We start from the raw sequence: 14490 nt of genomic DNA, 5'->3' as shown, positions 1-14490 counted from the left end.
TCCGCCGCCCGCTGATTACTTGGAGCGCACTCAGCCACCGACTGATCGGTCGGGACACGGAACGGTGACACCCATGCCGGATGCGCGAAGATCGAGTACGAAATGAGTGGCGGCACGGGCACGTTCGGCCCCTACTCGGACGCGGGCGCGGTCGACGCCGCGCGGCAACTGTCCGCCGACGAGCTGCGGGCCCGGCAACTGGAACGGCTGCGCGCCTCGTTGCGGCACGCGTACGAGAACGTCCCCTTCTACCGGCAGTCCTTCGACCGGGCCGGAATCCGCCCCGAGGACTGCCGGTCGCTCGCGGACCTCTCCCGCTTCCCCTTCACCGTCAAGGACGACCTGCGGGCCAACTACCCCTTCGGCATGTTCGCCGTGCCGCAGGACGAGATCCGCCGCATCCACGCCTCCAGCGGGACGACGGGCCGTCCGACGGTCGTCGGCTACACCGGGCAGGACCTGGCCGTCTGGGCCGACGTCGTGGCCCGTTCGATCCACGCGGCGGGCGGCCGGCCCGGCCACAAGGTGCACATCGCGTACGGGTACGGCCTGTTCACCGGCGGCCTCGGCGCGCACTACGGCGCGGAACGGCTCGGCTGTACGGTCGTCCCGGCCTCCGGAGGCATGACCGCGCGGCAGGTGCGGATCATCCAGGACTTCCGCCCCGAGATCATCATGGTGACGCCGTCCTACCTGCTCACCCTCCTCGACGAGTTCGAACGGCAGGGCGTCGACCCGAAGACCACCTCCCTCAGGACGGGGCTGTTCGGCGCGGAGCCGTGGACGGAGGAGATGCGCCGCGAGATCGAGGAGCGCTTCGCGATCGACGCGGTCGACATCTACGGCCTCTCGGAGGTGATGGGCCCCGGTGTCGCGCAGGAGTGCGCGGAGACCAAGGACGGGCTGCACATCTGGGAGGACCACTTCTATCCGGAAGTGGTGGATCCGGTCACCGGCGTCCCCCTGCCCGACGGCGAGCACGGCGAGCTGGTGTTCACCTCGCTGACCAAGGAGGCCCTGCCGGTGGTCCGCTACCGCACCCGGGACCTGACCCGGCTGCTGCCCGGCACCGCCTGGCCCGCCTTCCGCCGGATGGAGAGGATCACCGGCCGCTGCGACGACATGATCATCCTGCGGGGCGTGAACCTCTTCCCCGCCCAGGTCGAGGAGATCGTGCTGCGTACACCGGGCGTCGCGCCGCACTTCCAGCTCCGGCTGACCCGGGAAGGCCGGATGGACCACCTGACCGTACGGGCGGAAGCACGACCGGACGCGACCCCGGAGGAGCGCACGGCCGCCGTCGGCCGGATCATCCGCGGCGTCAAGGACGGCATCGGTGTCTCGGTCGCCGTGGACATCGTCGACCCGGAGACCCTGGAACGCTCCGTCGGCAAACTGAAACGCATCGTGGACGCCCGCGGCTGAGGAGCAGATGTCGGCCCGCTCTCATCCGACTGCCGGAGGCCCGGAGATCCGGAGACGCGGAGCCGCAGCTTCCCGGCGGGCGGCGCACCGTCCGTCGGGAAGCCGCGCAGTCCTGCCACCGTGGCCACGGCCCCGGAATGTCAGACCCCTGCGTCATGCTCACTGCCATGAACGAAGACACCTTCTGGCAGCTCATCGACGCATGCAGGCCCACCGGGCCGGACCCTGACTCCGAACGCCTCGCGGCCGCGCTGACCGAGCACCTTGCCCGGTCCCCGGTGTTCGTGGTCACCGGCTTCGCCGAGCACCTGTCCTGGGCCCTTTACCGCCTGGACCGCAAGGAGCTCGGTCTGGGCCTCTCCGGTGACTCGTTCCTCTACACGCGCTGCGCAGTCGTCGCCGCCGGCCGTGAGGTGTTCGAAGGCGTACTGCGGGACCCGCGCACCTTCACCCCGTTCGCCACCGACCTCGTCCGGGCCGAGAGCCTGCTCTACGCACCGGACCAGGCCTACGAACGCATCACCGGCGAAGAATGGGACCGCAACACCCGCTATTGCTACGAGTCGTACTCGAACACCAGCGGCTGGGCCGCCTGAACACGCCTCTGGCCCAGCCTGACGGCGCTCCCCTGGTGCCTCCCTGGTCGGCCTCCCCCGGTCTCCCTACCTCGGGCTCGGCGTGAGCAGCGCGTACGGAGCGCCGAACGGATCCCGCAGCATGGCCAGCCTGCCTATGCCTTCGGCGTCCACCGGCGGGACGAGGGCCGTCGCGCCGCGTTCCGTGGAGGCGGCGGCCGTCGCGTCGCAGTCCTCCACGGCGAAGTACGGGTGCCACTCCGACGTGGAGCCCGCCGCGAGGTTCTCGGGAGGCAGTTGCGTGATGCCGGCGTGGCCCGCGTCGCCGTTCGGGTCGGTGCCGGCGGGCGAGGCGACCGTGTAGACCAGGTTCTCGCCCATCGCGTTGTCGGCCGTCTCCCACCCGAAGACCGTGCGGTAGAAGTTCTTCGCGGCGGCCGGGTCGGTCGTGTAGAGCTCGGTCCAGCAGACGGCGTTCGAGGCGCCGACCACTTCCATCCCCGGGACGTCGCCGGGCTGCCAGACCGCGAACTCGGCGCCGGCCGGGTCGGTGAACCCGGCCAGCCGGCCGGCGGTGAAGACGTCGCACGGGCCGAAGCGGACCGTACCGCCGGCCTGCTCCACGGTCTTGGCCAGGGCGTCCACGTCGGGGCTGTGGAAGTGGACGGTCCAGGCCGGCCTCGCGCCCTCCTCGGTCAGTGGTCCGGCCCCGGCGACGGTCTTCCCGTCGAGCTGGAAGAAGCCGTACCCACCGGCGTCGGGGCCGGCCGAGCGGAAGGTCCAGCCGAAGACGCCGCCGTAGAACGCGACGGCCGCGTCGATGTCGGTGGCCCCGAGGTCGAGCCAGTTCGGCGCGCCTGGGACGTACTGGGTCGTGAGCATGGTGATCTCCTCCGGCGTGCGGTCGTCGTGCCGCGACGCGGGCGGCCGCCGAGCGAGCACGTACGCCCTCGTCACCGGGGAACACGCGGTGTCGGTCGGTGCCTTTCCCCCGGCACTTCTCAGCATGGCAGGGGGGTCTGACAATCGCCCTCGGCGGCCGCCCGGAACACGATCGGCCGCTCACGCTCCGCCGGAGCGGAACCGGTCCCGGAGTTCCCGCTTGAGGATCTTGCCGCTGGCGTTGCGCGGGAGCGCCTCGACGAACAGCACCCGCTTGGGCACCTGGAATCCGGCCAGCCGCTCCCGCGCGACCGCGATCAGCTCCGCCTCCCCCGGCACCCCGGCCTCCGCCCGCGGTACGACCACGGCGGTCACCGCCTCGATCCAGCGCTCGTCCGGCAGCCCGATCACCGCCACCTCGGCGACCGCGGGATGCGCGTACAGCGCGTCCTCGACCTGCCGCGAGGCGACCAGTACACCGCCCGAGTTGATGACGTCCTTGACCCGGTCGACGACGGTGAAGCAGCCGGCCGCGTCGCGCGTCGCCAGGTCCCCCGAGCGGAACCAGCCGTCCCGGAAGGCCGCCGCGGTCTCCTCCGGCTTGTCCCAGTAGCCCGAGCACAGTTGGGGCGAGCGGTAGACGATCTCCCCGGGGGTGCCGTCCGGCACTTCGGTGCCGTGTTCGTCCACCACCCGGGCCTCCACGAACAGCACCGGGCGGCCGCACGAGTCCATCCGCCCCTCGTGCTCGTCCGGCCCCAGGACGGTGGCCAGCGGGCCGATCTCGCTCTGCCCGAAACAGTTGTAGAAGGCGAGGCCGGGCAGCCGGGCGCGCAGCCGTTCCAGCACGGGCACCGGCATGACGGAGGCGCCGTAGTACGCCTTGCGCAGGCCGCTGAGGTCCCGTGTGCCGAACCCCGGGTGCTGTGAGAGGCCGATCCAGACGGTGGGCGGCGCGAAGAGGCTGTCGGCCCGGCCCGCCTCCACCAGGTCGAAGATCCGCTGCGGGTCCGGGGCGTCGAGGATGACGTTCACCGCGCCCACGGCCAGGTACGGCATCAGGAAGACGTGCAGTTGCGCCGAATGGTAGAGCGGCAGGCAGTGCACGGGCCGGTCGGCGGCCTTGAGATCCAGGGCGGCGACGGCGGACGCGTACGCGTGCACCAGCGCGCCGTGCGTCATCATCGCGCCCTTGGGCAGCCCGGTCGTGCCGGAGGTGTAGAGGAGCTGGGCCAGGTCGTCGGAGCTTGAGCCGTACGGACCGTACGAGTCGTCCGAGCCACCCGCGGGCAGGTCCGCTGTCCCCTCCGGCGGCCCTTGCCGCGCGCGTTCCAGAAGGGAGCCGGTGGCGTCGCGCAGCGGCATGGTGCGTGCTCCGGACGGCAGCCGGTGCTCCAGAGCGGGGTCGGTGAGGACGAGGGTGCTGCCCGACTGTTCGACGATGTAGCGCAGTTCGTCACGGACGAGGTGGTGGTTGACGGGTACGTGCACCAGGCCCGCGCGGGCGCAGGCCAGGAAGCCGATCACGTACGCGTCGGAGTTGTGCCCGTACGCGGCGACCCGGTCGCCGGGCCGGAGCCCCGTGTCCAGCAGGGCGTACGCGGCGGCCGTCACCGCGTCGTCCAGTTCGCGGTAGGTCCAGAGCCGGTCGCCGTGGATCACCGCCGTGCGCTCGGGTGTCCGGCGCGCGCTGCGCCGCAGGACGCCGTCGACCGTGTTCGTCCGTACTCCCGTCATGGGCGCGATCCTGTGCCCCGGCCCGCGACAGGTCAAGGACACCCCCCGACAGGTCGAGGACGCCCCCCGACAGGTCATGGGCACAGGGACACGGGGACACCGCCGCTCCCGGCTACACGACGCGCCCCCGCCCCGCCCAGTACGGATCACGGAGCCGCCGCTTGTACAGCTTGCCGTTCGGGTCGCGGGGCAGGGTCGCGACGAAGTCGACCGACCTGGGGCACTTGTAGCCCGCCAGCCGCTCCGCGCAGTGGGCCAGGATCGCGTCGGCGAGCGCCGGCTCCGGCGCGTAGCCGTCGGCGGGTTCGACGACGGCCTTGACCTGCTCGCCCCAGTCGTCGTGCGGGATGCCGAAGGCGGCCGCGTCGGCGACGGCGGGATGGGCGAGCAGGGCGGCCTCGATCTCGGCGGGGTAGATGTTGACGCCACCCGAGATGATCATGTCGATCTTGCGGTCCCGGAGGAAGAGGTAGCCGTCCTCGTCCAGGTGCCCGAGGTCGCCGACGGTGAAGAAGTCGCCGATGCGGTTCTCGCGGGTCTTGTTCTCGTCCTTGTGGTAGCTGAAGCCGCCGGTGGTCATCTTCATGTAGACGGTGCCCAGTTCGCCGGGCGGCAGGCGCTCGCCGTCGTCGTCGAAGACCGCCAGTTCGCTGATGGGCCAGGCCCTGCCGACCGTACCGGGCTTCTTGAGCCAGTCCTCGGCCGTGGCGAAGGCGCCGCCGCCCTCGCTCGCCGCGTAGTACTCCTCGACGCAGCTCCCCCACCAGTCGATCATGGCCCGTTTGACGTGGTCGGGACAGGGCGCGGCGCCGTGGATCGCGTGCCGCATCGAGGTCACGTCGTAGCGTGCCCGTACCTCCTCCGGGAGGGCGAGCAGACGGTGGAACTGGGTCGGCACCATGTGCGTGTGGGTGCAGCGGTACGTGTCGATCAGGCGCAGCATCTCCTCGGGCGTCCACTTGTCCATCAGGACGACCTGGTGCCCGATGTGCAGGGAGGCGCCGGCGAATTGGAGTACGGCCGTGTGGTACAGCGGTGAGCACACCAGGTGCACGTTGCCGCCGAAGGGGCGGATGCCGAAGATGCCGAGGAAGCCGCCGAGCGGGGACTCCTCGGGCAGCCTCCCGGGGAGCGGGCGGCGGATGCCGCGGGGGCGGCCGGTGGTGCCGGAGGTGTAGTTCATGACCCAGCCGAGAGTGCGGTCGTCGGGCGCGGTCTCCGGCTGCCCGTCGAGGAGTGCGGAGTACGGGCGGAACCCGGGCACCTCGCCGACGGAATAGCAGTGTCGCGGTGGCAGTCCCGCCTCGTCGGCGGCGGCGCGGGCCGCGCCGGCGAACCGTTCGTGCGCGATCAGGACCTTGGCTTCCGCGTCCCCGGCGATCCAGGCGATCTCCGGGCCGACCGCGTGGTGGTTGACCGGTACGAGGTAGAAGCCCGCCTGGGTGGCGGCGAGATAGGCGGTGAACAGCTCCACTCCGTTGGGCAGCACCACCGCGAACGCGTCGCCCCGCTCCAGGCCCGCGGCGCGCAGGCCGTGCACCAGGCGGTTGCAGGCGGCGTGCAGCCGGGCGGCGGTCCACTCCTCGCCGTCCGGGGCGATCAGGACCGTACGCCCCGGGTCGGCGGCGGCCTGCGCCCAGAAGCCGTTCGGGGTGGGTGACGCCATGGGTGCCGACATACGTGTCCCTCCTCGGCTCGGAGCCGGTGGTCAGAACTCGGCCGAACGCCCGGCCGCGCGCCCGGCGATGCGGTCGATACGGTCGACGGCCCGCTCGAAGCCGCGGGTCAGCTCGTCGAAGACCGCCTGCACACTGCGTTCGGAGTTCATCTGCCCGACGATCTGGCCGACCGGCGTGCCGAGCAGCGGCTCGACCTCGTACTTCTGGATACGGGAGACGGCCTCGGCGACCAGCAGTCCCTGGAGGGGCATGGGCAGCGGTGCCGGACTGGACGGGTCGTCCCAGGCGTCCGTCCACGCCGTACGGAGCTGCCGGGCGGGTTTGCCGGTCAGCGCGCGCGAGCGGATGGTGTCGCCGGAGCCCGCCGCGAGCAGTTTCTCGGTGAGCCGCCGGGAGTGCAGCCCGGCCTCCTCGGTGGTCAGCCAGACGGATCCGAGCCAGACGCCTTGGGCGCCCAGGGCCAGCCCGGCGGCCACCTGTTCGCCCGTACCGATGCCGCCGGCCGCGAGCACGGGCAGCGGGTCGACCGCACGGACGACTTCGGGGGTGAGCACCATGGTGGCGATTTCGCCGGTGTGGCCGCCGGCCTCGTAGCCCTGGGCGACGACGATGTCGATACCGGCGTCCCGGTGGTGCCGCGCGTGCCGGGGGCTGCCCGCGAGGGCGGCTACGAGGACGCCGTGCGCGTGGGCGCGCTCGACCACGTCGGCGGGGGGTGAGCCGAGCGCGTTGGCCAGGAGTTTGATCGGGTATTCGAAGGCGACGTCGAGCTGGGAGCGGGCGACCTGCTCCAGCCAGCCGGTGATGCGCCAGCCGGACGCCTCGCCCGGGGGCAGTTCGGGCACCTGGTGTGCGGCCAGGGTCCGCGCGACGAAGCGGCGGTGCTCGGGCGGGATCATCGCCTCGATGTCCGCCTCCGTGACACCCTCGACCTTTTTCGCGGGCATCACGACGTCGAGGCCGTACGGTTTACCGTCGGTGTGCCGCTCGATCCAGTCCAGGTCGCGGGCCAGTTCGTCGGCGGCCGTGTAACGGACCGCGCCGAGCACGCCGAAGCCCCCGGCGCGGGTGATCGCGGCGGCCACCGCCGGGAACGGGGTGAACCCGAAGACGGCGTGCTCGACTCCCAGCCGGTTGCTCAGCTCCGTCTGCATGGCGGCAGGATGCCGCAGGGACGCGTCCGGGGGAAGGGTTTTCTGATGCCCCGTCAGGAAAAGGCAGCGGGACATCTGTAGGGCGGGGCGGCTTCCGTGAGGACGGCGCAGCTCCCGGAAGGAGACAGCGCAGCTCCTGTGAGGAGACGGCGCAGCTCCCGTTAGGGCAGGGCGACCCCCGTAAGGACAGGGCAGCTCCCGTAAGGACAGCGCGGCCCCGTAAGGACAGCACGGCTCCCGTATGGACAGCGCGGCCCCGTTAGGGCAGGCCAGCTCCCGCAAGGGCAGCGCGCCCCCGTGTCACATCCGCCGGGCGCGATCCGTCCGGAAGGGCGGACACCTGCACAGCGGACCCAGGAGGCACATCATGCGGACGGACATCACCGTCATCGGCGGCGGCACGGCGGGCCTGGTGGCCGCCATCGCCTGCGCGGAGGCCGGGGCGGCCGTGACGCTCCACGAGGCGCACGGCTCCCTGGGCGGGCGCGGACGCGCCACGGCCGCGCCCTACGTCGCCCACGAGGGGCCGCACGTCTTCTACTGCGACGGCCCGCACTGGACCTGGCTCGCGGAGCGTGGCCTGACCGGCCGGCCGGTCCGTCCGTCCGCCCGCGACCTGTTGCGGGTCTCCTTCGTACGGGACGGGCGGCGCACCCTCCGGCCGCCGGCCGGGTTCCTGCGGATGATCACGGTGGGCCGGTCCCGTACCGCCCCCGTGGACGAGGACTTCCACGGTTGGGCGTCCCGGCACTTCGGCGAGGAGGCGGCGCGCGCCGCGGCCAACGCGATCGCCGTCGTGACGTACGACGCGGACACCGGGCGGCTCTCGGCGGCGTTCGTGTGGGAGCTGGTCCGCCGGGTGTTCGCGCCCGGCGTGCCGACCGTGCGCTGGGTGGCCGGAGGCTGGCAGGCGGTCGTGGACCGGCTGGCGGGCCGCGCCCGGGAGCTCGGCGTACGCGTCGAGCTGGGCTCCCGGCTCACCGCGCTCCCGGACCGTCCCACCATCGTCGCCACGGAACTCTCCTCCGCACGCGCCCTGTTGGCCGACGCCGCACTGCGCTGGGAGAGCGGTCATTGCGTCCTGCTGGACCTCGCGGTGCCCAGCAGCGCGCGGGATCGTTTCCTCGCCTTCGATCTCGACGCGGGCGGCTTCCACGAGAGCTACTCGATGCAGGACCCGACCACCGCGCCGCCCGGCACGTCGCTGTTCCAGTTGGACATGCCCGTACGCGGCGGGGAGAGCCTGACCGACGCACGACAGCGGCTGGAACGTTTCGCCGGACTGACCGTACCCGGGTGGCGCGACCGCGCGGTGTGGCACCGCCAGGGCACCGCGCGCGGCCGTACCGGTGCTCTGGACCTGCCGGGGCTGACCTGGCGGGACCGCCCGGCGATCGACCGCGGGGACGGGGTCTTCCTGGCGGGGGACATGGTCGCGGCGCCCGGAATGCGCGGTGAGATCGCGATCAACAGCGCCGTACGGGCCGCCGCGGGGGCGCTGCGGGCGGCCGGGGTCACCGGCCGCGGGACCGCGGGCGCCGCTTGAGGGCCCCGGGCGTCACTCCTGACCGAGCACGGCCATGGCGGCGTTGTGCCCCGGCACGCCGCTCACCCCGCCGCCCCGGACCGCGCCCGCCCCGCACAGCAGCACATTGGCGTGCGCGGTCCGCACCCCCCACCGGGCCGCCGGGCCGTCCGCGCCGTTCGCCGTGCCGTCCACCTCCGCGCCGGCTTTCGTGCCGTCCTCCGCGCTGTCCTCCACCCGGTACGGAAAGGCCAGCTCGCGGTGGAAGATGTTGCCGCCCGGCAGACAGAGGTCGCGTTCCAGGTCGAGCGGGGTGCGGGCCTCGATGCACGGGCGGCCGTCCGCGTCGGCGGCCAGGCAGTCGGTGAGCGGTTCGGCCAGTACGGCGTCGAGCTGGGCGAGGGTCGCCGTGAGCAGGCGCTCCCGGGTGCCGTCGTGGTCCTCGGCGAAGAGCCGGGCCGGGGTGTGCAGGCCGAAGAGGGTCAGCGTCTGGTAGCCCTGGCGTACCAGGTCGGAGCCGAGGATGGAGGGATCCGTCAGGGAGTGGCAGTAGATCTCCGACGGCGGCGCGGCGGGGAGTTCGCCGGCGGCCGCCTGCCGGTAGGCGGTCTCCAGTTGCTGGTAGCCCTCGGCGACGTGGAAGGTTCCGGAGAAGGCCAGCCGCGGGTCGACACCGGTGTCCCGCAGCCGGGGCAGCCGGGTGAGCAGCATGTTGACCTTGAGCTGGGCGCCCTCGGCGGGCTGCGGGGACGGCTGGCCGAGGAGCCCGGCGAGGACCTGCGGGGCGGCGTTGAACAGGACGTGCCGCGCGCCGACCGTACCGTGCGCGCCGGTCACCTCGGCCGTGCGGCCGTCGGTGGCGATGCCGGTCACCGGGCAGTCGGTGACGATCTCCGCGCCGGCTTTGCGCGCGGCGTCGGCGAGCGCGTCGGTCAGGGCGCCCATACCGCCGATCGGTACGTCCCAGTCGCCGGTGCCGCCACCGATGACGTGGTAGAGGAAGCAACGATTCTGCGCCAGCGTCGGGTCGTGGGCGTGCGCGAACGTGCCGATCAAACCGTCCGTGAGCACCACGCCCCGTACCAGGTCGTCATCGAACACCGACTCGACCGTCTCGCCGAGCGGCCGCTCGAACAGCGCCTCCCAGGCCGTGTCGTCGCCGATCCGGGCGCGCAGCGCGGCGCGGGTCGGCAGCGGTTCGGTGAGGGTGGGGAAGACACGTTCAGCGACCCGCCGGGTCATGCCGTAGAACCGCCGCCAGGCCGCGTACTCCCGCTCCGAGCCGGTGATCCGGGCGAACGAGGCGCGGGTCGCGGCCTCGTCGGTGCTCACGTACAGGCCCGTGGGGCGGCCGCCGCGGACCGCGGGGGTGTAGGAGGAGACCGAGCGCCGGCGGACCGCGAAGCGCAGGCCGAGGTCGTCCACGATCTTCGGCGGCAGCAGGCTGACGAGGTAGGAGTAGCGGGACAGCCGTGCGTCCACGCCGCGGAAGGCGCGCTCGGAGACCGCGGCGCCGCCGGTGTGGCCGAGCCGCTCCAGGACCAGCACCCGGCGCCCGGCGCGGGCGAGGTAGGCGGCGGCGACCAGGCCGTTGTGCCCGCCGCCGACGATGACCACGTCGTACGAAGTCCGTTCCGGCATGTCTCTTGGTAGCACGCGGTGATCGGCGCCGCCAGGTGCGGACGGCTGAATTCCGTGACCCCCGCAGCGCGGCGCCTTGCCCGCCCTCCTCCTACGTTCCTAACGTCCGACGATGCGTTGTATCGGCCTGCTCCGTCCCCCCGTGAGGTGACCTGTGCACGTTTCGTCGGCAACGCGTCCCCCGAGGCGCACCCTGACCCGCCTGAGCGCCGCCGCCCTGTGCGCGGCGGGTGTCCTGTCCGCGGCCGCCGCCCTCCCGGCGGCGGCCACCCCCACGGCTCCCGGCCCGGCCGGGCCCCCGTCCGGCGCGCGGGCCGCGGCGGTCTACCCGAACCTCACCCCGAGACCCCCGATGGGCTGGAACAACTGGTCGTACTACATGTGCGACATCGACGAGAAGGTGATCCTCGGCAACGCACGGGCCCTGGTGAAGTCCGGTCTCGCGGCCAAGGGCTACGACACGGTCACCGTCGACGACTGCTGGATGCTCAAGCAGCGCGACGCCAGGGGCAACCTCGTCCCGGACCCGGCCCGGTTCCCGCGCGGTATGGCGTACGTCGGGCGCGAACTGCACCGGATGGGACTGAAGTTCGGCATCTACGAGGACGTCGGCAAGCTGACCTGCGAGAAGTACCCGGGCAGCTTCGGCCACTACCAGCAGGACGCCGACCTCTTCGCGAAGTGGAAGGTCGACTACCTGAAGATGGACGGGTGCAACCTGCCCACCGCCCCCGGCAAGACGAAGGAGCGGACCTACCAGGATGCCTACCGGGCGGTCAGCCAGGCCCTGCGGAAGACCGGCCGCGACATCGTCTTCTCGGTGTCGGCGCCCGCCTACTTCCAGTACGACGGCGACCGGGTCTGGCACCAGGTCATCCGCTGGTCTTCGCAGGTCGGCAACCTGTGGCGGGAGGGCCGCGACATCGCGGTGGAGAAGCACAGCGGGGCCAGGAAGTGGTCGTCGATCAAGTACAACTACGCGTACAACGCCAAGCTGGCATCCTTCCAGCGGCCGGGTCGCTGGAACGACCCCGACTTCCTGCTGGCCGGCGACTCCGGACTGTCCACCCGGCAGATCCAGAGCCAGATGGCGCTGTGGGCCGTGATGGCCGCACCGCTGATCTCCAGCACGGACCTGACGAAGATCTCACCGGCCGCGCTGCGGGTCCTCGGCAACCGGGACGTCATCGCCGTGGACCAGGACCCGAAGGGCGTCCAGGGGCGCGTGGTCCAGCAGGGGCCCGGGTACGACATCCTGTCCAAGCCGCTGCAGAACGGTGACCGGGCCGTCGCGCTCTTCAACTCGGGCGACGCGCCGCGGACGCTGTCCACCACGTCGAAGACGGCCGGTCTGCGGAAGGCGGGCAGGTACGAGCTGCGCGACCTGGTCACCAAGCGCACCTCCCACACCGACGGGGAGATCTCCGCACGGGTACCGGCGCACGCGACGGTGCTCTACCGGGTGCACCCGGTGCGCTGACCGGCCGCCGGGCCGGTGCCCGAAGGCACTGAACGGCCGCCGGGGCCGGTGCCTCGGGCAGCCGAGCGGGCCGCCGGGCCGGGACCGAAGGCGCAGCCCTCCTTCACCCCCGGCCCGGCGCACGCCGCTGCCGCAGCGCGGCGACCCGGCGGTACAGCGCCACCGCCTCGGCGGAGCGCCCCAGTTGCTCCAGGCACTGGGCCTCGTCACCGCGGCTGGCGAGGGCGTCGGGGTGGTCGGCGCCCAGCACCCGTTCGCGGGCCGCCGCGACCTGCCGGTAGACGGCCAGCGCGTCGGGCCAGCGGCCCAGCCACCCCAGGGCGACGGCGATCTCCCGGCGGCTGACGAGGGTGTCGGGATGGTCGGCGCCCAACACCTGTTCGCGCAGCGCGGCCACCGACCGGGCCTCGGCCAGCGCCTCCTCCCAGCGGCCGAGGCGGCCGAGATTGACACCGAGGCCGTGCCGGGCGCGCAGCGTCTCGGGGTCGGCGGGCCCCTGCGCGGCCGTACGGGCGTCGACGAGGTCCCGGTACAGCTCCAGCGCCTCGGCGCTGCGTCCGAGGCGTCCCAGGCTTATGCCGACCTCGTAGCGGGCGGCGAGCGTGTCCGGATGACCGGGCCCCAGCGCCTGGGCGCGGTCGGCGGCCACCTCCCGGTATGTCTGCAACGCTTCCGCCCAGCGCCCCAACTGGCCGAGCAGGTACGCCACTTCGTACCGCGTCACGAGCGTGTCGGGGTGCTGCGCCCCCAGCACCCGGGCGCGGGCCGACGCCACGTCGCGCGCCATCCGGTACGCGTCCTCCAGGCGGCCGAGACGGCTGAGGTTGAAGGCGAGATTGTGCCGGCAGCGCAGCGCGTCCGGGTGCCCGTGGCCCATCGTGCGCTCCCGCGCCGCGAGGACGGACACGTACACCTGGTGCGCCTCGAAGTGCCGCCCGAGCCGGCCCAGCGCGTACGCCGTCTCCTGGCGGGCGGCCAGGGTGTCCACGTGGTCGGGGCCGAGACTGCGTTCGCGCCCGGCGGCCACCCGCTCGTACTCGCGCAGCGCGTCGGCGGGCCGGCCGGACCGGGCGAGGGTGAAGGCCACCTCGAACCGGCTGGCGAGGGTGTCGGGGTGGTCGGGCCCGAGCGCGTGCTCCCGTTCGGCGGCGACCGAGCGGTGCACCTCCCCCGCCTCCGCCCACCGGCCGAGCCGCCCGAGGCTGAGCCCGGCGTTGTGGCGGGCGGCCAGCGCGGCGAGGTGGCCGGGCGAGGGCGCGGGGCGCTCGGAGACGTACGGGGCCGGGGTGTCGCGGCTGAGCGGCGGCAGGCCGCTCGTCCACGAGCCGGTGAGCCCGGCGGCGCCCTCGGCACCGGACGCCCGTGGCACGCGGGAGCCCGCCGGGGACCCGCCCCGCATCCCCTGCGTCCAGGACGGCAGGCGGTACGCGGCGCGCGTCGGCGTGCGCCCGTCCGGCCGCGCCGGGAGCGTCGCCTCCACCGTGGGGTACTCCGGCGGCCTGCGGGCCGAGACAAGTCGTTTCACCAGTTCCGCGGCGTCCCGGGGCCGGTCCTCGGGGTCCTTCGCCAGCAGGTCCAGGACGATGCGCTCGTACGCTTCGGGCAGGTCGGGGCGGTGGCCGCGCGGCGGCTCCGGCGGCATGTCACGGTGGCCGACGAGCACCGCCCAGGCATCGTCCAGGTCGAACGGCGGCACCCCCGTCGCCAGCTCGTACAGCACGCACCCCAGCGAATACAGATCGCTGCGGTGATCGACCGTCCCGGCGCCGATCTGCTCCGGCGACATGTAGTGCGGTGTGCCCATCGCTATGCCGGTGCCGGTCAGCCGGGCGGTGAAGCCGATGTCGTGCCCCAGCCTGGCGATGCCGAAGTCGCAGATCTTCACCGTCCCGTCGGCGATCCGCACGATGTTCGCGGGCTTGAGGTCACGGTGCACGATGGCCTGCTCGTGGGTGTACGCGAGGGCCGCCGCGACCTGCTCGGCGATGTCGGCGAAATCCGGTACGGGCAGCGGATCGTGCCGGTTGTCCTCCAGCAACTGGCTCAGGTTCCGCCCGTCGAGCAGCTCCATCACGAGAAACAGGATGCCGTCGTCCTCGCCGAAGTCGTGGACGACCGTGATGCCGCGGTGCTGAAGGGCCGCCGCTACCCGCGCCTCCCGCCGGAAGCGCTCCCGCAGCACCCGCAGGAACGACGGATCGTGCTGCGGCCCCAGCGGCTTGAGGCACTTGACCGCGACCTGCCGCCCCAGCGACTCGTCCCGCGCCCGCCACACCTCGCCCATGCCGCCGCGCCCGATCAGGTCGAGCAACCGGTAACGCCCCTGGACCAGCCTGCTCTCCACCATCGCCCGCCCGCGCCCCCGTCCCCACCGCGTCCGCCGCGATCCCCC

10 protein-coding genes are annotated in these 14490 nt (G+C 72.9%); 4 read left to right on the top strand and 6 right to left on the bottom strand.

All coding sequences use genetic code 11. The annotated features are described in order from the left end of the window. The first annotated feature begins 102 nt into the window (after nucleotides 1-102). Both paaK and AB0A97_RS28410 read left to right on the top strand, forming a co-directional pair. A complete protein-coding gene (gene paaK / locus AB0A97_RS28415) occupies nucleotides 103-1425 on the top strand; it encodes a phenylacetate--CoA ligase PaaK (RefSeq protein ID WP_361155147.1) in 1323 nt (440 codons plus the stop codon). A gap of 167 nt (nucleotides 1426-1592) precedes the next feature. Beyond that, the gene (locus tag AB0A97_RS28410) at nucleotides 1593-2021 is read left to right on the top strand and encodes a DUF4240 domain-containing protein (RefSeq protein WP_361155145.1); all 429 of its coding nucleotides are present in this window, start codon (nucleotides 1593-1595) and stop codon (nucleotides 2019-2021) included. A gap of 66 nt (nucleotides 2022-2087) precedes the next feature. Here AB0A97_RS28410 and AB0A97_RS28405 read toward each other — a convergent pair whose 3' ends face one another. The 4 genes from AB0A97_RS28405 to AB0A97_RS28390 all read right to left on the bottom strand — a co-directional run bounded on the left by AB0A97_RS28405 (nucleotide 2088) and on the right by AB0A97_RS28390 (nucleotide 7452). Beyond that, nucleotides 2088-2882, bottom strand: a complete 795-nt coding sequence (locus AB0A97_RS28405) for a VOC family protein (RefSeq protein WP_361155144.1) — start codon at nucleotides 2880-2882, stop codon at nucleotides 2088-2090. Nucleotides 2883-3062: 180 nt separating this feature from the next. Next, a complete protein-coding gene (locus tag AB0A97_RS28400; protein WP_361155142.1) occupies nucleotides 3063-4619 on the bottom strand; it encodes an acyl-CoA synthetase in 1557 nt (518 codons plus the stop codon). A gap of 112 nt (nucleotides 4620-4731) precedes the next feature. Continuing rightward, nucleotides 4732-6297 carry an acyl-CoA synthetase gene (locus tag AB0A97_RS28395; protein WP_361155140.1) on the bottom strand — a complete coding sequence of 522 codons (1566 nt, stop codon included), beginning with the start codon at nucleotides 6295-6297 and terminating at the stop codon, nucleotides 4732-4734. Nucleotides 6298-6327: 30 nt separating this feature from the next. Further along, a complete protein-coding gene (locus AB0A97_RS28390; RefSeq protein ID WP_361155138.1) occupies nucleotides 6328-7452 on the bottom strand; it encodes a nitronate monooxygenase family protein in 1125 nt (374 codons plus the stop codon). Between the two features lie 367 nt (nucleotides 7453-7819). Between AB0A97_RS28390 and AB0A97_RS28385 the strand changes: the two genes are divergently transcribed. After that, complete coding sequence (locus AB0A97_RS28385; RefSeq protein WP_361155136.1) at nucleotides 7820-8998, top strand: FAD-dependent oxidoreductase; 1179 nt, start codon at nucleotides 7820-7822, stop codon at nucleotides 8996-8998. A gap of 12 nt (nucleotides 8999-9010) precedes the next feature. Here the strand turns inward: AB0A97_RS28385 and AB0A97_RS28380 are convergent, their stop codons facing one another. Then, nucleotides 9011-10618, bottom strand: a complete 1608-nt coding sequence (locus AB0A97_RS28380; RefSeq protein ID WP_361155135.1) for an NAD(P)/FAD-dependent oxidoreductase — start codon at nucleotides 10616-10618, stop codon at nucleotides 9011-9013. A gap of 154 nt (nucleotides 10619-10772) precedes the next feature. Here AB0A97_RS28380 and AB0A97_RS28375 point away from each other — a divergent pair, with 154 nt between their 5' ends. Next, nucleotides 10773-12098: a glycoside hydrolase family 27 protein gene (locus tag AB0A97_RS28375; protein ID WP_361155133.1), complete on the top strand. Its 1326-nt coding sequence runs from the start codon at nucleotides 10773-10775 to the stop codon at nucleotides 12096-12098. Nucleotides 12099-12201: 103 nt separating this feature from the next. Here the strand turns inward: AB0A97_RS28375 and AB0A97_RS28370 are convergent, their stop codons facing one another. Next, the gene (locus AB0A97_RS28370; RefSeq protein WP_361155131.1) at nucleotides 12202-14445 is read right to left on the bottom strand and encodes a serine/threonine-protein kinase; all 2244 of its coding nucleotides are present in this window, start codon (nucleotides 14443-14445) and stop codon (nucleotides 12202-12204) included. Between the last annotated feature and the right edge of the window lie 45 nt (nucleotides 14446-14490).

The sequence above is a fragment of the Streptomyces sp. NPDC045470 genome (genome assembly GCF_040646595.1).
Lineage (GTDB): Bacteria > Actinomycetota > Actinomycetes > Streptomycetales > Streptomycetaceae > Streptomyces.
This window is presented reverse-complemented; position numbering and strand designations above follow the sequence as displayed.